A 20,479-nucleotide genomic window follows, 5' to 3' on the forward strand; every position below is an offset into this window, starting at 1 on the left:
TAGGTTGACATAAGCTTAAAGCTGGGTTAACCTGTTCAAAACATTCGAACTTTAACTTTGCATTATAAAACATATTAACATGAAAAAATTACTTTACGCAGTTGCGATCTCAGCTACGATTTTTACAGGATGCTCTGATGACGATGATGATTTTTTACCGCCAACTAAAGAGCCTGTAGTAGGTGAAATTACAGGTGATATTACTGCTAACAGAACTTTAGCGTTTGGAAACTATACCTTAAAAGGATTGGTGAAAATTCAACCAGGTGTTACTTTAACAATTGAAAAAGGATCTACCTTCACTGCCGATAAAACAGACGGAGAAGACGGATTAGTAGTTTTAAAAGGCGGTACTTTAATCGCTAACGGAACAGCAGATGAGCCAATCGTGCTTACAGAGAAATCTAAAATTGCAGGTTCTTGGGCTGGTATTATCATGTATGGTGATGCGCCAATTATTGCAAGTGGAGGAACTACAACTTCAAGATCAGAAGATGGTTTAAATCAGGAATATGGCGGTACAAATGCTGCTCATAGCAGTGGTTCATTAAAATATGTAAGAGTTGAATATGCTGGTCAGGTAATTACCACAAACAACAAAGAGCATAATGGTTTTTCTTTTTATGCGGTTGGTAGCGGAACTACTTTAGAGAATTTAGTTTCTTACAGAGGTAACGACGACGGATTTGAGTTTTACGGTGGTACAGTAAGTGCTAAAAACTTAATTTCTTATGGTAATGCTGATGATTCATTCGATTGGCAAGATAGCTGGAGAGGCCAGGATAACACAAACTGGTTTGCTTATCAAACAGGTTTAGGTAACTACGGAATGGAAGTTGAAGCTAAAAGTAATAACAATGCTTTCTGGCCAAAAGTTACCAATATCACTTTAAAAAGAGCTGCAGGTACAACAACAGAATCACAAGGTGAAATTCAGTTAGATGCCATTCAATTTAAAGCTAATGGTAATGGCGATTTCAGTAATATTGTTATTGATGGTTATGGAAGCCAGACAACTCCTACAGCATTTAATGGTGGTGTTGTTCAAATCTTAGATTTATTAACTTACAACAACCAGGTTTTAACAGGTAAAATCAAACTAACAAATGTTAAGGTTACCAATTCTCCAAATCTCTTCATTTCAGGTGCAAATACTTTCACTGTAAATGCAGCTAGCTTTGGTGCAAACTGGTCGGCTTCTACAACTGCAACAGGTGCTTCATTAGCTAAAGGCAAATGGGCTACGGTTGATGGCGTTGATTTGTTAGCTAACTTATAAGATAAATAAAGCGTTTAACTAATATTAAAAGGGCCAGAAAATTAATTTTCTGGCCCTTTTTTTTATGCGGTTTCTTTTTTATCTGCTTTAATTTTCTTTCCAGTTGCCTTTTTGCTTACTGCTTGCTCAGGAGTTTCTGGTAACAATTCGATTTCCTCTTCCTTAATAAAGGGTGTGATAGAATCACTTGGATTAGCAATATTGATTTTCTTCGAAAGTTGTTTTGCAAATTTCTCGATCACTTTATCTGCTTTCTTTGTTTTGCCGTACTGGCTTACAACTTCGTTAAATGCAAGGGCTAATTTCGACTCTAGTTCTTTACGTAATTTTTTGCTTGTCGATTCAGATTTCGACCTGGATTTATTCTTTTTCATTTAACTCTTGGGGATTTTCCCAAAGATAGAATTTCAAGAAGTTAAATTAATATTATGATTATGTTAAGCAAGCATTTACGGGTTAACATCAAGAATATTTAGGCTTATATTTATAGTTATTGATGATTACTAAAAGAAGAAAATCATGGGTATAAATCTGCCAGTTGTAATTGTAATAGTGGTACTTGTTGTTTTACTTATTGCTTTTCTGATCAAAAGAAATCAGAAAGACAAAAAGAAATTTGAAGAGGAGGTAATTGATGCTGAACTTCCACCAGAGAAAGATGATAAAGAAAGCCTCTAAAACTTACTGCCTTCAGCTACCTCGCCACCCAAATCCAGTGTGTTTTGGAAAGCTTCCAGGTAAGCCAGCAAATGTCTTTCTGCATTGGCATAAGAAGTAAAAGTAGAGGCTGGCTCGCTTTCATCAGCATTGTGCTTACTTTTGAAATATAAGCTAATCTGAAACTTGAAACTATTCTCATCATTAATTGGTGAAAGAATCCTTGCCTTAACCGGATAGCCATGGATCTCAACAAAAAATTCTTTAATCACATTATAAATTACTGCTGACATAGGATTGTTTTTAGATTACAACTGATAATCGAAATCGAAAATACCTCAAAAGACCAACAGTTTTACTTCCTTAGCAATAACATTACATTTTGTTAATATTTGCTTAATATCAGATTTTGCGAATGATCAGCGCTTAATGGGTTCATAAGCGTAAACAATTTCGTACGGCTTGTCTTTTAAGTCAGTTGAAATTTGCCCGATTTTTAAATCCTGTGTTTGGGGAGTGGGTTCACAGAAAGAGTATTTCCTGTCTTTGTAAACGATGAAATTTCCAACTGGCTTATCAAACTGAACGGCCATCGTCAAATGGGTGGGATAGAGCAGGGCAATCATTGGTAAATTATATATTTCCTTAACCAAGAAGAAAAATAAAGCTGCCCTGTCATCACAATCGCTATATTTATTTAATAAAGTTTGCTCAGGCGATAAGCGTTTTTCTTTTCCGAAATTTAACCCATCGTCTTCATAAAGAAATGCATAACGGGTAAAGCGCATTAAATAATCAACACCTTTCTTCTGATCCATTTTTTTAATGTTTTCCTTTAAAATTGGAATTAAGGAGCCATAGGTTTCCCTGCTCAATGGAATGTTAAAGTAGCTGGCATAATCAACCACCGGATAATTTTTAAACAATGATTGAATTTCCTGATTAACCTTCAGCCTGAAATGATAAACTTTTTGCCTGTAACTAAACTGAACATCTTTCTCTTCATAATTTTCAGGCTTGAAATCAGGCATCCGCGTTACTTTGTACGAAAAAGAATTTATAGCCTCGGGTATTTTGATTTTAAGCGGGATGTAAACACTTTGTTGGAAAAGCTTTCCATAATCGTGATAATTCAAACACATATACTTTTGCTTGTCGATCATAAAAAACGGAACATCACTGATATCTTCATCATTCCTGATGTAAAAAATCACTTGTTCGTTACCGATGGCGATTTTGGCGTCATATCCGCATTTACTTAGTAAAAACCATTTGTAAAGCGTGTAACGGAAATAATTTTCTGCCTTCGGACTGATCTCTTCAGCGGTTTTTCGGATGAGTTGATAATAAACCCAATCGTTTAGCTGATATTTTTGCTGATAATTCTGAAGTGATTGAATAAGTTCTTTAGTATCCTTCGAAGCAATCGATTCGTAAAATTTTATGGCTTCAGCTTTTGATGGTACCGAGTTCACTGTGATATTTAATGAAGGATCAACCTCGAAATTAAATGTGCTTTCGTAGAATTCAAAAGCATGTTGCTGCGCCGTTACCTTCATGTTCAGAAGTATCAAACTGGCAAATAAAAAGCTTTTGAATAATATTTTCATAGCAGGCTCATCAACGCAAACGATTTGGTAACTTTAAATTTACATCATATTAACCTAAAATCAACAATTTCTTTATGTGAAGAATCGGTTTGTTGCTTTACATTAATTTAACATCATTTGTATTGTATCGTTAAGAAAAGTGAAATAACCTAAATTTAAATTTGGAAATTAAATTCAAAGTCTTACTTTTGCCAACGCAAGGGGTGAGAGCCTTGCATCACAATCATAAAGATTGAGAGCGTTAATTTAGATAAAGGTTACAACAGCGATTGTTGTAACCTTTTTTTGTTTAAATTAAATCTGCGCTGAATTAAAATTAATTGAATGATGCTAATAAAAATTTTCCCCGCTACTATAACCGATTTTAAAACAATACAAGAAGTTGGTAAAGAAACTTTTTTTGAAACCTTTGCAGCAAGCAATACTGAAGAAGTAATGCAGCAATATCTGCAATCAAGTTTCAGCACTGAAAAAGTAAAATCTGAATTAGCTAATTCTAACTCATTATTTTTTATAGCCTGGGATGATCACATGCCAATTGGTTACCTCAAGGTGAATATGAACGGTGCCCAGACAGAGCTTCAGGAAAATGAATCGTTGGAGATTGAGCGCATATATGTAAAGGCCGATTATCATGGTAAAAAAGTAGGACAGTTACTCTATGATCAGGCTATAAATGTGGCCATCCAACATCAGAAAAAATCAATGTGGCTGGGCGTGTGGGAAGAGAATCCTAAAGCGATTCGATTTTACGAGAAAAATGGTTTTGTGCCTTTTAGTAAACACAGCTTCAAAATGGGCGAAGAGGAGCAAACGGATATTTTGATGCGAAAATTATTAGTATAAGTACTTTTAGCAATAATTTTGTGATTTGGTTTCAGAAATCAAAAGTAAATAACAAGAGTTTTTTATAGATTTTATAATGATTAGTTAATTTATTCTTAATACTGTAACCTCATATTTGCGCTATAAATATTTGGTTAGTATTTATAAAGTTTAGGTTAGTTGATAACAAAAATACCCAGATGGATGTCTGGGTATTTTTATTTAAAAGCTATAAATTTTTGCCAAGTTTTTCTAACATTTCTGGCGGAATATTATGTGTGTCTACCACCAAGAAACCATCTAAACAATCAGAAAATTTCGGATCGATATTAAATGATATGATCTTTGCATTCAGGTTCATATACTGCCTTAACAACACAGGAATTTTGATATGCGAGTTTTCAATGTCGCCAATAATACTGTCTAAATCTTTAAACGATTCGCTGCTATCTACCAAAGTGTCGGTAGAAATTGGTAACAAATCGGCTTTGAATTTATTTCTTGGTTTTACATACTTGGCCATTTCATAGTCGAAATGATTTTTGGTAATGTAATCTACAATCAGTGCTTTACTAAATTTCGAAAAACTGTTGCTAATACTTACCGGACCAAACATATAGCGGTACTGCGGATTATCAATGAGGTATTTTAAGATACCTTTCCATAATAAAAATAACGGAAGTGGTTTTCCCTGGTATTCTTTTCTAATCCATGATCTGCCCAATTCTATCCCTTGCCTAAGCATTGGGTAAAATTGATCCTTCATTTTAAAAAGTTCAGAGAGGTAAAAGCCGCGTCGCCCCATGCTTTCTAAAATCTCATCGCCTTTACCAATGCGATAAGCGCCCACAATGTTTTCAAGTTCTTTATCCCAAATAAAAAGGTGGTTGTAATAAATATCGTAATTGTCCAGATCGATTTTTTTGTTGGTTCCTTCGCCCACTTCGCGGAAAGTGATTTCTCTCAAACGACCAATTTCTCTTAAAATATTTGGTATCTTAAGTGTCGGAACAATATAAACTTCATAATTTTTTTCTGTCCAAACTTTAAAGTCTTCCAATGTTTCTACTTCACCTTTGATCAGGACCCTCGAAGTTTCTTCAATAACTTCTGCAGGCTTTTTCTTAATCTTAAACAGCTTCAGCGGATTAAATAATCTTTTCTCCTCATCTAAACCTACACCTAGTGCATAGGTGCGTGCCCGTAAAAAGTCCATCAGCTTATTACTGCTGTTCATATGCGAAACCTCTGATGGTGCAATAGCCTTACCGATTCTAACTTTAATGGTTAAACCTTGCTTATTTAAAAACTCTGAAGGAAGTTTTGCTGTGCGTAAAGTAGGGTGAATAAAACTTAAAATATTGAAGAGCACACCATTATTTCCGTGGAAATAAATAGGAACCACAGGAACTTTTGCTTTTGCTATCAGTTTACCCACCACCGGATGCCACATCCTGTCGGTAACCTGTTGTGCATCTAATTTGAAGGTAGATACTTCACCAGCAGGAAAAATTCCAATCGGCGTTCCGTTTCTTAATAAATCAAAAGTTGTTTTTAAACCACTGATGCTCGATGAATGTTGAACATTTTCGAATGGATTTACAGCTACGAAAAATTCATCCAGATTGGGGATTTTTTTCAAAATGAAATTAACCATCACCTTTGCATCAGGGCGAACGGTGCACAATAATTTAACCAATGCCAAACCTTCAACACCGCCATAAGGATGATTGGCTATGGCAATAAAAGGGCCTGTTTTTGGAATGCTTTTTAAATCATCATCATCAAATTCGATAGAAACACCTATGGTTTCCAATATTTTATCTACAAACTCTAAGCCTTTAAAGTGTTGGTTTTGAGCGAAAACGTCGTTAATGTCATTCAGTTTCATGATCTCCATCATCAAGCCTGCTAAACCCGGCACACCAAGTTTATCTATCTTGGTCGCTTTCGCAAACTCAGAGGTAGTTATGATCTTCATATAGTAATTCTTAGATTGTTGATAGCCAAAACCCGCGAGCTTTGCAATCCCAAAAATAAGATTTATATTTATAATACACACGTCATATCGCACATGAGAATTTGGCTTAATAAACATTTTGGCTTTAGCAAAGGTGAATTTAATGGTTTACTAATGCTTATAGTTATTATTGTTCTGCTAAAAGCCATACCTATAATATATGGTCATTTCCTTAGGATAGAAAAAGATGATCCCAATTTGCTCGCGAAGATTCAAAAACTTGAAATCACCGAACAGCAAACTTTTTATTATACCAGAGATAGGAATGAAAATACAGAACCAAGGAAAGTTGCTACCCTTTTCATCTTCGATCCTAACGTATTAAACGCCGATGGATGGCGAAAATTAGGCTTATCAGCTAAGCAGGCTCAGTCTATTATAAATTATACTCGTAAAGGAGGGAAGTTTTACAAAGCGGAGGATTTGGAGCGGATGTACACCATTTCGCCGGAAATGTACAAAAAACTTTATCCCTATGTCAGGATAGCAAATCAGCCTGACAATTTTAAAGACAGAGACCTGGTTTATGAGAAGAAAGAATATGTGAAAAAACCTGCCGTTATGGTTGATATCAACACAGCCGATTCTGCGCAGCTAGATGAAATTAAAGGAGTTGGTGGAACTTTTGCCAATCGAATTTTGAGATACAGGGAACGCCTGGGAGGTTTTTACAAAAAAGAGCAACTTATGGAAGTATATGGTTTGGATTCTTCAAGATATAATGAAATTAAAGATCAGGTTACTTTGAGTAGAATAGTTTTAAGAGTAGTTAACATTAATTCTGCCCAGTTTAACGATTTGAAAGGCAATCCGTATCTATCGTATAAACAAATCAATGCCATCATTCAATACAGAAAGCAGCATGGAAATTATACATCGCCGGCTGACTTAAAAAAAGTCTTAATTCTTAATGATCAAGTGATAGAAAAGATTACACCTTATATTTCTTTTTAATTACCAAGCCTTAAAGGTTTAATTGGTGTTTTTTTGCCAAAATCTTTCAATGCCCACCACACATTTTATTTTGTCTGATTTACGCAGCCAATAAGATCTTTGCTAAATAATTAAAAAAAATATGGAGCGATTTTTTTGAGACTATATGGAGCTTTAAAATTAACCGAATAACTTATTGAACCAAATACCATTTCATTCTGTAATTCTGCAAATATTTATTGTGAATGAACTATGAAATATTTGTTTATAATTGCCTGAATCAACTAAATATAAACTATGAGCGTAAGCTTTAATTTTTCCGAAACGGAGACTCAGCAAAGTGTAAAGGCGATGGTTCGCGATTTTGCTGAAAGGAACATTCGCCCGAATATAATGGAATGGGATGAGGCACAGCACTTTCCTGTGGCATTATTTAAGCAGCTGGGCGAATTGGGTTTGATGGGTGTTTTGGTACCTGAAGAATATGGCGGTTCAGGATTAGGTTATCAGGAATATGTTGACGTAATTGTTGAAGTAGCGAGAGTTTGCGGCTCAATAGGATTATCGTTAGCAGCGCACAATTCATTATGCACCGGCCACATTTTGGCTTTTGCAAACGAAGAGCAGAAACAAAGATGGTTGCCAAAATTAGCATCTGCCGAATGGATCGGTGCATGGGGTTTAACCGAAGCCAATACGGGTTCTGATGCATTAAGAATGATGACAACTGCAGTTGAAGATGGCGACGATTACATTATAAACGGCGCAAAAAACTGGATTACCCACGGTAAAAGTGGAGACATCGCGGTGGTGATGGTGAGAACGGGTGAGCAGGGAAGTTCAAAAGGAATTTCTGCCATCGTGGTAGAACGTGGAACACCGGGATTTTCAGCAGGTAAAAAAGAAAATAAGCTAGGCATGCGGGCATCAGAAACTACTGAAATGATTTTTGATAACTGCCGTGTTCCAAAAGCTAATTTACTAGGCAATGTTGGCGAAGGATTTAAACAAGCCATGAAAGTTTTAGATGGCGGTCGGATTTCAATTGCGGCTTTGGCGTTGGGCATTGCGAAAGGTGCTTTTGATGCTGCGGTTTCATATTCAAAACAACGCCAGCAGTTTGGTCAGCCTATTTCGAGTTTTCAGGCCATCAGTTTTAAACTGGCTGATATGGCTACCGAAATTGAAGCGGCAGAGTTACTGATTCGTCAGGCTGCCGATTTAAAGAACAGGCATTTACCTATGACGAAGGAATCGGCAATGGCGAAATATTTTGCTTCGGAGGTTTCGGTAAAAGTAGCCACAGAGGCCGTGCAAATATTCGGAGGTTATGGTTATACCAAAGATTTTCCGGTAGAGAAATTTTATCGCGACAGTAAGTTATGTACAATAGGAGAGGGGACTTCGGAAATCCAGAAGATTGTAATCGCTAGAGAAATATTAAATTAAGCTAAAAGCTGAAAACCGAAAGGTTAAAGCGGAATTTAATCAGAAACAACAAACCAAATATATTTTATGAGTAATCCGGATGGCTTAATGCATCCGGATTTTTTTTAAATAAAATTTTAAAACCCATGTCCACGATATAAGTTTTCTACTATGGACTATGGACTATGGACTATGGACTATGGACTATGAACTATGGACTATAGACTATGGACAATAGCCCATGAACAACCTGCCAACGTTACTTCGCCGTCAGGATGCTATCTACAACATAAACACTAAACCCCCGCCAGGGCAAAGGATTTTTGTATTCTTTATAATGTAATTCGTAAAACTTGCCACTATTGGCCATCATCTTTTCAGCAATATCTTTATTAGAGATTGAGAACTCAAATTCGTTGCTTTGTACAGTGCCTGTTGTTCGCGATCTAATTCCACTTTGGATAATTTTGCCCTCGTAAGTTTTAAAAATGTATCCTTTCTTTACTACATAGTTTAGTTCGCCTGCTTTTACGCCTTCACCAAAAACGAAGAAGTAACGGTAGTAGCAAAATACTGCTAACAAAAGAATCACTAAAACAGCGACTATTGAAATAACTTTTTTACTTGTTGTCATATATTATAATGTATCATTAAAAGTAGTTAAAGAATGTAATAAATCAATTATCGCAAAGCACAAAAAATCTTTTTAAAAATCTTTCTCATTTTCAATTATTTGCTTACATTTGCAGCCCCGATAACATGGGAAATTTAAAAACCACGAGAGGAGGTATTTCAGCGTTATGATCATTATCAACATTAAAGACGGCGAATCATTAGATAAAGCCCTTAAACGTTTCAAGAAAAAGTTTGAAAAAACTGGTGTATTGAGAGAACTACGTAGTCGCCAAGCATACGAGAAAAAATCCGTTGCTCGTCGTACTGAAATTAAACATGCTGTTTACATTCAGAATATGAATCAAGATACAACTTCATAGTTGTTCACGATATAGTTATTATTGAAGTCTCGATCTTTAGATCGGGACTTTTTTGTTTTAAGCCCTATCGAAATCTTTACAGTAAACAATTAATTAATGATTTCTTTATATCAAAACAATTTGTAACTTCATATTTATACCGAGTAAGGAGATATTGAATGTTGCTAAAAAGCTTTATTACCTATTTAACTCACGAGAAGCGCTATTCTCCGCATACCGTAACCTCTTATCAAACGGACTTAACTCAGTTTGAAGAATATATCAATAGTACTTTCGAAATCAGTTTCCCGGAAATTAAACATACGCACATCAGAAGCTACATGGTCGATTTGATGGAGCAAGAAACATCAGAAAATTCCATCAACAGAAAAATATCAGCTTTAAGAAGCCTTTATAAGTTTTTATTGCGGGAAGAAAAGGTGGAACACAATCCTACTGTATTAATTAAGGCGCCCAAAATTCCCAAACGACTGCCTGTATTTGTCGATTCGCAACAGATGGATGATTTGTTAGATTCTGAGCAATACTTTGATAATAGTTTTGCTTCAACCCGCGACCATCTGGTGGTTGAATTGCTTTTTGGTACCGGTATGCGTTTAGCCGAACTTATCCAATTAAAGGATACCGATGTTGATACCTATTCAGGAACAATTAAAGTTTTGGGTAAGAGGAATAAGGAGCGAATCATCCCAATAAATAAACAGCTTATCAATCAGGTGAGTAGCTATATTGAACAAAAAAAGTTGCAGAATTTTAATAACAATTTGCTTAACTTAATCGTTACCAATACAGGTAAACCGGCGTATCCGAAGTTAATATACCGTATTGTAACCTTATACCTAAACCACATATCAACCAATGACAAAAAAAGCCCCCACGTATTGCGGCACAGTTATGCGACTTCCCTGTTAAATGCAGGCGCAGATTTAAATGCCATTAAAGAACTTTTGGGTCATGCCAGTTTAGCGGCAACCCAGGTTTATACCCACAATTCAATCGAAAGATTAAAAACAATTTATAAACAAGCCCATCCAAAGGCGTAAAAAAAGGAGGAAAAATGAAAATCGGAGTTCAATCAATCCACTTCAGTGCAGACAGTAAGTTGTTAGACTTTATACAGAAGAAGGCAAATAAGCTAGATCAGTTTTTTGACCAGATTATAAGTGGTGAAGTGTATTTAAAATTAGAGAACGTAGAGGATGAAGCCAATAAAATTAGTGAGATCAAACTCATTGTGCCGGGTGGAACACTCTTCGCTAAAGAACAATGTAAATCATTTGAAGAGGCGACAGATTTGGCAATTGAGTCGTTAAGAAAACAAATCACCAAGCATAAAGAAAAAACTCGTGCAAAATTAAGCGAACACAAAGCAATTTTAAGTGAAAGCGAAGCGTCTGATTATTAAGTGAATATTAATTTAAAACATAAATAAAGGGATAGCGAACAAAAAATGTTCGCTATTTTTTTTCAAATTTATTTTGAAGTGAAATATAAGTGTGTATATTTGCATTCCCTTTCGGAAAGGGCGTTACGCCAGGAAGAAAAGGTTAGTTCTTTTAAAAGATAAAAGTTTTTAAAAAACACGTTAATAGTATGAAAAATGAAGATTTTTCGTATCATTGCACAAAATTAAAAGCCTCCTTAGCTCAGCTGGTAGAGCAACTGACTTGTAATCAGTAGGTCATTGGTTCGATTCCGATAGGAGGCTCTTTTTATTTTAAAGTGTTAGCGTTTTAAGATAAAAGATGGGGAGATTCCAGAGCGGCCAAATGGGACAGACTGTAACTCTGTTATCGCAAGATTTCGAAGGTTCGAATCCTTCTCTCCCCACCAATAATCGGCTAATTCACTAATTTGATAATTAGCTAATTTAAAAGCGGAAGTAGCTCAGTTGGTAGAGCGATAGCCTTCCAAGCTATAGGTCGCGAGTTCGAACCTCGTCTTCCGCTCCAATAAAGTTGAGCAGTTCGCAATTAACAATTACAGTTACTCTTAACTGGCAACTGAAAACTGTTAACTGAAAAGCCGAAGTAGCTCAGCGGTAGAGCACTTCCTTGGTAAGGAAGAGGTCGTGGGTTCAAGTCCCATCTTTGGCTCAGGTATAATAAAGCTTTGTTAAATCTGTTAAATACACAGAAGAGACAAGGTTTTTTGTGTTGAAATAACAAAAAATAAAAATAATAAAAAGTTAACCTACTAATTAGTTATAAATAAAATGGCAAAAGAAAAATTTGACCGCAGTAAACCGCACTTAAACATCGGTACAATCGGTCACGTCGATCACGGTAAAACAACTTTAACAGCAGCTATTACAAAAGTTTTGGCTGATGCTGGTTTAACTGAGGCACGTTCATTCGATTCAATTGACTCTGCTCCAGAGGAAAAAGAAAGAGGTATTACTATCAATACAGCTCACGTTGAGTATTCAACAGCTAACCGTCACTATGCACACGTTGACTGTCCAGGTCACGCGGATTACGTGAAAAACATGGTTACTGGTGCTGCTCAAATGGACGGTGCAATTATCGTTGTTGCTGCTACTGATGGTCCAATGCCACAAACTAGAGAGCACATCTTATTGGCTCGTCAGGTTGGTGTACCTTCATTAGTTGTATTCATGAATAAAGTGGATATGGTTGATGATCCAGAATTATTAGAACTAGTTGAAATGGAAGTTCGTGAATTATTATCTTTCTACGAATTCCCAGGTGATGATATTCCAGTAATCCAAGGTTCTGCATTAGGTGGATTAAACGGTGATGCTAAATGGGTTGGTAAAATCATGGAATTAATGGATGCTGTTGATAGCTACATTCCAATTCCTCCACGTTTAACTGATCTTCCTTTCTTAATGCCTGTTGAAGACGTATTCTCAATCACTGGTCGTGGTACTGTTGCTACAGGTCGTATTGAGCGTGGTGTAATCAACTCTGGAGATCCAGTTGAGATCTTAGGTATGGGTGCTGAGAACTTAAAATCTACAGTAACTGGTGTTGAGATGTTCCGTAAAATTTTAGATTACGGTGAAGCTGGTGATAACGTAGGTTTATTGTTACGTGGTATTGAGAAAACTGATATCCGTCGTGGTATGGTAATCTGTAAACCAGGTTCAGTAACTCCTCACACTGATTTCAAAGCTGAGATCTATGTATTATCAAAAGCAGAAGGTGGTCGTCACACTCCATTCTTCAACAAATATCGTCCTCAATTCTATTTCCGTACTACAGACGTAACTGGTGAGATCTCACTAGCTGAAGGAACTGAAATGGTAATGCCAGGTGATAACGTTACAATCACTGTTAAATTAATTAACGCGATTGCAATGGAAAAAGGTCTACGTTTCGCTATCCGTGAAGGTGGTAGAACAGTAGGTGCTGGTCAGGTAACTGAAATCTTAGCTTAATTTTAAGCTATAACATAAAAATTAGCTAATTGGCCTAGGCTGATTAGCTAATTTTATCCACGGGAATAGTTCAACGGTAGAATAGAGGTCTCCAAAACCTTTGATCAGGGTTCGAATCCTTGTTCCCGTGCTTAACATAATGATTGAGTTCCAGAATGAGTGAATGATTGAATTTGAAACTAAGCTTTCGAATAATATCATTCACTCATTTACTCATTCACACATTCAATAATTTGATATGGCTAAAGTAGTTGAGTTTATAAAAGAATCATACGATGAAATGACAAGTAAGGTTACATGGCCTACTTGGGGAGAGTTGCAAAGCTCTGCGATTCTTGTTTTAGTAGCTTCTTTAATTATTGCATTGGTTATTTTTGCAATGGATAAAGGTTCTACATTTGTGTTAGATACTTTTTATAAATCACTTTCTAATTAATATTTACTAATGAGCGATCTAAAGTGGTACGTTGTAAGGGCGGTTAGCGGTAAAGAAAAGAAAGTAAAACAATACATTGATGCTGAGATCAGCCGTTTAGGTTTCTCTCATTTGGTTCCACAGGTTTTAATACCGATGGAAAAATACTACCAGATGAAAGACGGTAAAAAAATTGCCAAAGAGCGTAACTTTTATCCTGGTTATGTTTTAATCGAAGCTACATTAGACGGAGAGTTAGAGCACATCATTAAAGGAATTAATAGTGTAATTGGTTTCCTTGGTGATAAAGCTGGCAATCCAATTCCAATGCGCCAGGCAGAAGTAAACCGCATTTTAGGTGTGGTTGATGAAATGAGCGAGCAAGGCGAAACAATGAACGTTCCTTATTATGTTGGTGAAAACATTAAAGTAATGGACGGACCTTTCAACGGTTTCTCAGGCATTATCGAAGAGGTAAACGAAGAGAAGAAAAAACTAAAAGTAATGGTTAAGATTTTCGGTCGTAAAACACCATTGGAACTTAACTACATGCAGGTAGAAAAAGAGTAATCAGATTTACGATTTTTTTAAGATATATAAAAGCTTTCCTCAAAAGGGAAAGCTTTTTTGTTTAAGGTATTTAATTATCTTAATAATATTAAAATATTTTCACTAATCTATTGTAGTACTGCAACATTATCCATATCTTTGCAGTCCTTTAAGCTTTATAGGAGCGGTAAGGAAAATAAATGTTACATGCTTCCAATATTTAACATTGAGTTTTAAATAAACAAAAAACACAAAATGGCAAAAGAAGTCAGTGCAATGATCAAATTACAGATCAAAGGCGGAGCGGCAAATCCATCGCCACCAGTAGGACCTGCATTAGGTGCTAAAGGGGTGAACATTATGGAGTTTTGCAAACAGTACAACGCTCGTACCCAAGATAAAGCAGGTAAAGTATTGCCAGTTGTAATTACTGTTTATGCTGATAAGTCATTCGATTTCATCATCAAAACCCCTCCGGTAGCTATCCAGTTAAAAGATGCTACTAAATTACAGAGTGGTTCTGCTGAGCCTAACCGTAAAAAAGTTGGGTCGGTGACCTGGGACCAAATTAAAGTTATTGCTGAAGATAAAATGCCTGATTTAAATGCATTTACAATCGAATCTGCAATGAGTATGGTTGCTGGAACAGCACGCAGTATGGGAATCACCGTTTCTGGTGACGCACCCTGGAACAATTAATTAAAAAACAGTTTACAACAGTGGCGAAATTAACTAAAAATCAAAAAAAGGCACATGCTAAAATAGAAGCTGGTAAAGCTTATACTTTGAAGGATGCTGCTGCTTTGGTAAAAGAAATCACTACTACTAAATTTGATGCATCGGTTGATATTGATGTATCTTTAGGAGTAGATCCGCGTAAAGCCAATCAAATGGTACGTGGTATTGCTACTTTACCACACGGTACAGGTAAAACTGTACGTGTTTTAGCTTTAGTAACTCCTGATAAGGAAGAAGAAGCAAAAGCAGCTGGCGCAGACTTCGTTGGTTTAGACGAGTATGTTGCTAAAATTGAAGGTGGTTGGACCGATGTAGACATTATTATCACTACACCAGCTTGTATGGCTAAGGTAGGTAAATTGGGCCGTGTTTTAGGTCCAAGGAACTTAATGCCTAACCCAAAATCAGGTACAGTAACTAACGAAGTTGGTAAAGCTGTAACTGAGGTTAAAGCAGGTAAGATCGATTTTAAAGTAGACAAAACGGGTATCATACACGCCTCGATAGGAAAAGTATCATTCCCAGCAGACAAAATTTATGAAAATGCACTTGAGATTATTCAAGTAATTTCAAAATTAAAACCATCTGCTGCAAAAGGAACTTATTTTAAAAGCATTCACGTGTCTTCTACAATGAGTCCTGGAATTGCAATTGAAACTAAATCAGTAGCGGGGATTTAATCATGAACAGAGAAGAAAAAAACGAAGTAGTTTTAGAACTACAAGGACAAATGCAAGAGTTTGGCAATTTCTATATTGCTGATACTTCTAGCCTTTCTGTTGAGCAGATCAATAACATCCGCCGCAAATGTTTCGAAGGTGATATCGTAATGAAGGTTGCTAAAAACTCTTTAATCCGCAAAGCGATTGAAGGATTAGACGGCGATGCTTCTGAGATATACGAAGCGCTTAAAGGTTCATCATCATTATTATTCTCAAAAACAGCAAACGCTCCGGCTAAGTTGATCAAAACTTTGAGAAAAACTTCTGATAAACCTGTGCTTAAAGCGGCATACATAGATTCATCAGTATACGTTGGCGATGACCAATTGAATAACTTAGTAAGCTTAAAATCGAGAGAAGAGCTTATTGGCGATATCATTGGATTATTACAATCACCAGCTAAAAATGTTCTATCTGCGCTTCAATCAGGCGGTAGCAAAATTGCAGGAATTGTTAAAACTCTTCAAGAAAGAGAAGGTTAACGAACACCTTAAGTTCGCAAATTAAACAAAATTATTACACACGTAAATTTTTAAAATCTTAATAAAATGGCAGATTTAAAAGCGTTTGCTGAGCAATTGGTAAACTTAACAGTAAAAGAAGTTAATGAATTAGCTCAAATCTTAAAAGATGAGTATGGTATTGAGCCTGCAGCTGCTGCTGTAGTTGCTGGTCCTGCTGCTGGTGGTGATGCACCTGCTGCTGCTGCAGAAAAAACATCTTTTGATGTAATCTTAAAAGAAGCTGGTGGTCAGAAATTAGCAGTTGTAAAACTTGTTAAAGACTTAACTGGTTTAGGTTTGAAAGAAGCTAAAGACTTAGTTGACGGTGCACCAAAAGAATTAAAAGCTGGTGTTGCTAAAGACGAAGCAGAAGCTCTTAAAAAACAATTAGAAGAAGCTGGAGCAGTAGTTGAAATTAAGTAATCACTTAATTTAGCTAAGCTAAAAATGTATTAGACACCGACTGAAAATGTTGGTGTCTTTACCTGTTTATAAACATCTCATTTTGTTTGGTTAATGAGCATGTTTGAAATCCGAACCAAACAAATAGTTTATTCTTAAACTAAAATCTTTTAGTCCATTGGCAAAGACAGTCGAACAAAGAGTAAATTTTGCAACTAGTAAGCACATTATAGACTATCCGGATTTTCTGGATGTGCAATTGCAATCATTCAGAGAATTTTTCCAGATAGATACCACATCAGACGATCGCTCTAGCGAAGGTTTGTTTAAAGTGTTTGCTGAAAACTTTCCAATAACAGATTCGAGAAATATCTTCGTATTAGAGTTTCTTGATTATTTTGTTGATCCGCCACGTTACGATATACATGAGTGTATTGAGCGTGGATTAACCTACAATGTTCCATTAAAAGCAAAGCTTAAGCTTTCTTGTAACGATGTTGAACATGAAGATTTTGAAACCATTATTCAGGATGTGTATTTAGGTACCATCCCGTATATGACACCAAAAGGTACATTTGTAATTAACGGTGCAGAACGTGTTATCGTTTCGCAATTACACCGTTCTCCAGGGGTGTTCTTCGGCCAAAGCCGTCACACCAACGGAACCAAATTGTATTCTGCCCGTGTTATTCCTTTCAAAGGCTCATGGATCGAGTTTGCTACTGACGTGAACAACGTGATGTATGCTTACATCGATCGTAAGAAAAAATTCCCGGTTACCACTTTATTACGTGCTATCGGTTACGATTCTGATAAAGACATCTTAGAACTTTTTGATCTTGCTGACGAAGTAAAAGTTAGTAAATCGGGTTTAAAGAAATATATCGGTCGTAAACTAGCGGCAAGAGTTTTAAAGAAATGGGTTGAAGATTTTGTAGATGAAGATACAGGTGAAGTAGTTTCTATCGACCGTAATGAAGTGATTCTTGAAAGAGAAACCGTTTTAGAAGACGAACACATTGATATGGTTATCGAAGCTGGCGTGAAAAGCATCATTTTATCGAAAGAGGATGGCGCTAGTCAGGCAGATTATACCATTATTTATAATACATTACAAAAAGATACCTCTAACTCAGAGAAAGAAGCTGTTGAAAACATCTATCGTGCTTTGCGTAACGCAGAACCACCTGATGAGGAAACTGCTCGTGGTATCATTGATCGTTTATTCTTCTCAGATAAACGTTACGATTTAGGAGATGTTGGTCGTTACCGCATCAACCGTAAATTGAAAATGAATACTCCTGATGAGGTAAAAGTTTTAACAAAGGCAGATATTATTGCTATTGTTAAATATCTGATCAAATTGATCAACTCTAAAGAAGAGGTGGATGATATTGACCACTTATCGAACCGTCGTGTACGTACGGTAGGTGAGCAGTTGTACGCACAATTTGGTGTTGGTTTAGCCCGTATGGCTAGAACCATCCGTGAGCGTATGAACATTCGCGATAACGAGGTGTTTACACCAACTGATTTGATTAACGCCCGTACGTTATCATCAGTAATTAACTCATTCTTTGGTACAAACCAGTTATCTCAGTTCATGGATCAAACAAATCCATTGGCAGAGATTACGCACAAACGCCGTTTATCAGCTTTAGGTCCAGGTGGTTTATCACGTGAACGGGCTGGTTTTGAGGTACGTGACGTTCACTACACTCACTACGGTCGTTTATGTACTATTGAAACACCTGAGGGACCAAATATTGGTTTGATTTCATCACTTTGTGTGCATGCAAAAATCAATAATTTAGGTTTCATCGAAACACCATACAAACGTGTAGAAGATGGTAAGGTTGTTGTTGATTCAGATGTTATTTATTTATCTGCTGAAGATGAAGATGGTAAAACCATTGCGCAGGCTAATGCAGAATATGACGATAAAGGTAACTTCATTACACCACGCGTAAAAGCACGTTATGAAGGTGACTTCCCGATTATCGAGCCTGAGAAATTAGACTTGATGGACGTTGCCCCTAACCAGATTACGTCAATTGCTGCTTCGTTAATTCCGTTCTTAGAACATGATGATGCGAACAGGGCTTTGATGGGATCGAACATGCAACGTCAGGCCGTGCCATTGTTACGTCCTGAAGCACCAATTGTTGGTACAGGTTTAGAAGGTCGCGTTGCCCGTGACTCAAGAACTTTGATCAACGCTGAAGGTAACGGTGTTGTTGAGTATGTAGATGCTAACGAAATCACTATTAAATATGAGCGTAACGAAGATGATCGTTTGGTTTCATTTGAAGGTGATAGCAAAACTTACCGTTTAATTAAGTTCAAAAAAACCAACCAGAATACTTGTATTAACTTAAAACCAATTGTTAAGAAAGGTCAGAAAGTTACTAAAGGTCAGGTGCTTTGCGAAGGTTATGCAACTGAAAATGGTGAGTTAGCATTAGGTAGAAACCTGAAAGTGGCATTCATGCCTTGGCAAGGTTTCAACTTTGAGGATGCGATTGTAATCAACGAGCGTATTGTTCGTGATGACGTTTTCACTTCATTGCATATTGAAGAGTTTGAATTAGAAGTACGTGATACTAAACGTGGAGAAGAGGAATTAACACCAGATATCCCGAACGTTTCTGAAGAGGCTACTAAAGACCTTGATGAAAACGGTATTATCCGTATTGGTGCTGATGTAAAAGAAGGTGATATTTTAATTGGTAAGATTACTCCAAAAGGAGAGTCTGATCCATCACCGGAAGAGAAATTACTACGTGCAATCTTTGGTGATAAAGCAGGTGATGTTAAAGATGCGTCTTTGAAAACCCCTCCTTCTATCCAGGGTGTAGTAATTGATACGAAGTTATTCAGCCGTGCTAAGAAAACTACAAAAGCTGAAGAGAAATCGGCGATTGAGAAATTAGACAAAGGATATAACAATATCACTGAGAAATTAAAAGCAGAATTAGTAGATAAATTATTCACAATTGTAAACGGAAAAACATCTCAAGGTGTATTTAACATTTACAAAGAATTATTGGTTGCTAAAGGTGCTAAATTCACTCAGAAAATTTTAGCAGATCTTGAATTTGCGCATATCAGCCCTAACAAATGGACTACTGATGATGACAAAAACGAGATGATTAAAATGTTGCTTCACAACTACGGTATCCGTGTTAACGAAGAACTTGGAGCTTACAAACGCGATAAATTCGCCATTAGTGTAGGTGATGAGCTTCCATCGGGAATTGTACAAATGGCAAAAGTTTATGTTGCTAAAAAACGTAAATTAAAAGTAGGTGATAAAATGGCGGGTCGCCACGGTAACAAAGGTATTGTTGCACGTATTGTACGTGATGAAGATATGCCTTTCTTAGCTGATGGTAGCCCGGTTGATATCGTGTTGAACCCACTGGGTGTACCTTCACGTATGAACCTTGGTCAGATCTACGAAACCGTATTGGCATGGGCTGGTAAAGAATTGGGTGTGAAATTCGCTACTCCGATTTTTGATGGTGCTACGCATGATGAGGTTGAAGAGTGGATTGCTAAAGCCGGTGTTCCAGCTTCAGGAAAAACTTACTTATACAATGGTTTAACTGGTGAGCGTTTCGATCAGACTACAACTGTAGGTATTATCTACATGTTGAAACTAGGTCACATGGTTGATGATAAGATGCACGCCCGTTCAATTGGACCATACTCATTGATTACACAACAGCCATTGGGTGGTAAAGCCCAGTTCGGTGGTCAGCGTTTTGGTGAGATGGAGGTTTGGGCATTAGAGGCATTCGGTGCTGCTAATATTCTTCAGGAGATATTAACCGTTAAATCGGATGATGTTATCGGAAGAGCCAAAACTTACGAAGCCATTGTTAAAGGTGAAAACCTACCAACTCCAGGTGTTCCAGAATCGTTTAACGTATTGGTACATGAGTTACGCGGTTTAGGTTTAGATATTACGTTAGATTAACTAAGCAAAAAGCTAAAA

At 36.6% G+C, this 20,479-nt stretch carries 21 protein-coding genes and 5 tRNA genes; 21 read left to right on the plus strand and 5 right to left on the minus strand.

What is annotated here, in order from left to right; translation table 11 throughout:
- Positions 1-79: 79 nt before the first annotated feature.
- Complete coding sequence (locus tag R2Q70_RS07730) at positions 80-1,279, plus strand: hypothetical protein (protein ID WP_316807054.1); 1,200 nt, start codon at positions 80-82, stop codon at positions 1,277-1,279.
- Positions 1,280-1,341: 62 nt separating this feature from the next.
- Here R2Q70_RS07730 and R2Q70_RS07735 read toward each other — a convergent pair whose 3' ends face one another.
- On the minus strand, positions 1,342-1,653 hold the full coding sequence (locus R2Q70_RS07735) for a hypothetical protein (protein WP_316807055.1): 312 nt from the start codon (positions 1,651-1,653) through the stop codon (positions 1,342-1,344).
- Between the two features lie 145 nt (positions 1,654-1,798).
- On the opposite strand from R2Q70_RS07735, the gene R2Q70_RS07740 reads away from it, so the two are divergent.
- Entirely contained in the window at positions 1,799-1,957 is a 159-nt protein-coding gene (locus tag R2Q70_RS07740) for a hypothetical protein (protein WP_316807056.1), read from the plus strand.
- Here R2Q70_RS07740 and R2Q70_RS07745 read toward each other — a convergent pair.
- Positions 1,954-2,229, minus strand: coding sequence for a hypothetical protein (locus R2Q70_RS07745; protein ID WP_316807057.1), 276 nt, complete (start codon positions 2,227-2,229; stop codon positions 1,954-1,956). The two genes, R2Q70_RS07740 and R2Q70_RS07745, sit on opposite strands and share 4 nt — an antisense overlap.
- Before the next feature lie 126 nt (positions 2,230-2,355).
- Positions 2,356-3,546, minus strand: coding sequence for a hypothetical protein (locus R2Q70_RS07750; protein WP_316807058.1), 1,191 nt, complete (start codon positions 3,544-3,546; stop codon positions 2,356-2,358).
- 324 nt (positions 3,547-3,870) lie between these two features.
- On the opposite strand from R2Q70_RS07750, the gene R2Q70_RS07755 reads away from it, so the two are divergent.
- Entirely contained in the window at positions 3,871-4,392 is a 522-nt protein-coding gene (locus R2Q70_RS07755) for a GNAT family N-acetyltransferase (RefSeq protein ID WP_316807059.1), read from the plus strand.
- Between the two features lie 208 nt (positions 4,393-4,600).
- Here R2Q70_RS07755 and R2Q70_RS07760 read toward each other — a convergent pair whose 3' ends face one another.
- On the minus strand, positions 4,601-6,352 hold the full coding sequence (locus R2Q70_RS07760; RefSeq protein WP_316807060.1) for a lysophospholipid acyltransferase family protein: 1,752 nt from the start codon (positions 6,350-6,352) through the stop codon (positions 4,601-4,603).
- A gap of 153 nt (positions 6,353-6,505) precedes the next feature.
- Between R2Q70_RS07760 and R2Q70_RS07765 the strand changes: the two genes are divergently transcribed.
- Together R2Q70_RS07765 and R2Q70_RS07770 are read left to right on the plus strand one after the other, a co-directional pair.
- Positions 6,506-7,345, plus strand: a complete 840-nt coding sequence (locus R2Q70_RS07765) for a ComEA family DNA-binding protein (protein WP_316807061.1) — start codon at positions 6,506-6,508, stop codon at positions 7,343-7,345.
- A 276-nt stretch (positions 7,346-7,621) separates the two neighbouring features.
- On the plus strand, positions 7,622-8,773 hold the full coding sequence (locus tag R2Q70_RS07770; protein ID WP_316807062.1) for an acyl-CoA dehydrogenase family protein: 1,152 nt from the start codon (positions 7,622-7,624) through the stop codon (positions 8,771-8,773).
- Between the two features lie 238 nt (positions 8,774-9,011).
- Here R2Q70_RS07770 and R2Q70_RS07775 read toward each other — a convergent pair whose 3' ends face one another.
- Complete coding sequence (locus R2Q70_RS07775; RefSeq protein ID WP_316807063.1) at positions 9,012-9,386, minus strand: hypothetical protein; 375 nt, start codon at positions 9,384-9,386, stop codon at positions 9,012-9,014.
- A gap of 166 nt (positions 9,387-9,552) precedes the next feature.
- Here R2Q70_RS07775 and rpsU point away from each other — a divergent pair, with 166 nt between their 5' ends.
- The 16 genes from rpsU to rpoB all read left to right on the plus strand — a co-directional run bounded on the left by rpsU (position 9,553) and on the right by rpoB (position 20,461).
- Positions 9,553-9,747 carry a 30S ribosomal protein S21 gene (gene rpsU, locus R2Q70_RS07780; protein ID WP_010601088.1) on the plus strand — a complete coding sequence of 65 codons (195 nt, stop codon included), beginning with the start codon at positions 9,553-9,555 and terminating at the stop codon, positions 9,745-9,747.
- Between the two features lie 158 nt (positions 9,748-9,905).
- The gene (locus R2Q70_RS07785; RefSeq protein WP_316807064.1) at positions 9,906-10,790 is read left to right on the plus strand and encodes a tyrosine-type recombinase/integrase; all 885 of its coding nucleotides are present in this window, start codon (positions 9,906-9,908) and stop codon (positions 10,788-10,790) included.
- A gap of 14 nt (positions 10,791-10,804) precedes the next feature.
- Positions 10,805-11,152 (plus strand): ribosome hibernation-promoting factor, HPF/YfiA family, encoded by a 348-nt coding sequence (hpf, locus tag R2Q70_RS07790; protein ID WP_010601090.1) that lies wholly within the window; start codon positions 10,805-10,807, stop codon positions 11,150-11,152.
- A 230-nt stretch (positions 11,153-11,382) separates the two neighbouring features.
- Positions 11,383-11,455 (plus strand) — tRNA-Thr (locus R2Q70_RS07795).
- A 39-nt stretch (positions 11,456-11,494) separates the two neighbouring features.
- Positions 11,495-11,580 (plus strand) — tRNA-Tyr (locus R2Q70_RS07800).
- 43 nt (positions 11,581-11,623) lie between these two features.
- Positions 11,624-11,699: transfer RNA gene (locus R2Q70_RS07805), tRNA-Gly, on the plus strand.
- Positions 11,700-11,771: 72 nt separating this feature from the next.
- Positions 11,772-11,843 (plus strand) — tRNA-Thr (locus R2Q70_RS07810).
- A gap of 119 nt (positions 11,844-11,962) precedes the next feature.
- Positions 11,963-13,150, plus strand: coding sequence for an elongation factor Tu (tuf, locus tag R2Q70_RS07815; RefSeq protein WP_010601091.1), 1,188 nt, complete (start codon positions 11,963-11,965; stop codon positions 13,148-13,150).
- A 59-nt stretch (positions 13,151-13,209) separates the two neighbouring features.
- Positions 13,210-13,280: transfer RNA gene (locus tag R2Q70_RS07820), tRNA-Trp, on the plus strand.
- Positions 13,281-13,388: 108 nt separating this feature from the next.
- The gene (gene secE / locus R2Q70_RS07825; RefSeq protein ID WP_010601092.1) at positions 13,389-13,586 is read left to right on the plus strand and encodes a preprotein translocase subunit SecE; all 198 of its coding nucleotides are present in this window, start codon (positions 13,389-13,391) and stop codon (positions 13,584-13,586) included.
- Positions 13,587-13,595: 9 nt separating this feature from the next.
- Entirely contained in the window at positions 13,596-14,135 is a 540-nt protein-coding gene (nusG, locus tag R2Q70_RS07830; protein ID WP_010601093.1) for a transcription termination/antitermination protein NusG, read from the plus strand.
- 234 nt (positions 14,136-14,369) lie between these two features.
- A complete protein-coding gene (gene rplK / locus R2Q70_RS07835; protein ID WP_010601094.1) occupies positions 14,370-14,813 on the plus strand; it encodes a 50S ribosomal protein L11 in 444 nt (147 codons plus the stop codon).
- A gap of 20 nt (positions 14,814-14,833) precedes the next feature.
- Positions 14,834-15,532, plus strand: coding sequence for a 50S ribosomal protein L1 (gene rplA / locus R2Q70_RS07840; protein ID WP_025143259.1), 699 nt, complete (start codon positions 14,834-14,836; stop codon positions 15,530-15,532).
- Positions 15,533-15,534: 2 nt separating this feature from the next.
- Positions 15,535-16,056, plus strand: coding sequence for a 50S ribosomal protein L10 (rplJ, locus tag R2Q70_RS07845; protein WP_010601096.1), 522 nt, complete (start codon positions 15,535-15,537; stop codon positions 16,054-16,056).
- Positions 16,057-16,122: 66 nt separating this feature from the next.
- Positions 16,123-16,500, plus strand: a complete 378-nt coding sequence (gene rplL / locus R2Q70_RS07850; RefSeq protein WP_010601097.1) for a 50S ribosomal protein L7/L12 — start codon at positions 16,123-16,125, stop codon at positions 16,498-16,500.
- A 157-nt stretch (positions 16,501-16,657) separates the two neighbouring features.
- Positions 16,658-20,461, plus strand: a complete 3,804-nt coding sequence (gene rpoB / locus R2Q70_RS07855; protein WP_116169850.1) for a DNA-directed RNA polymerase subunit beta — start codon at positions 16,658-16,660, stop codon at positions 20,459-20,461.
- Positions 20,462-20,479: the final 18 nt, after the last annotated feature.

Source organism: Pedobacter agri (assembly GCF_032678665.1).
Lineage (GTDB): Bacteria > Bacteroidota > Bacteroidia > Sphingobacteriales > Sphingobacteriaceae > Pedobacter > Pedobacter agri_A.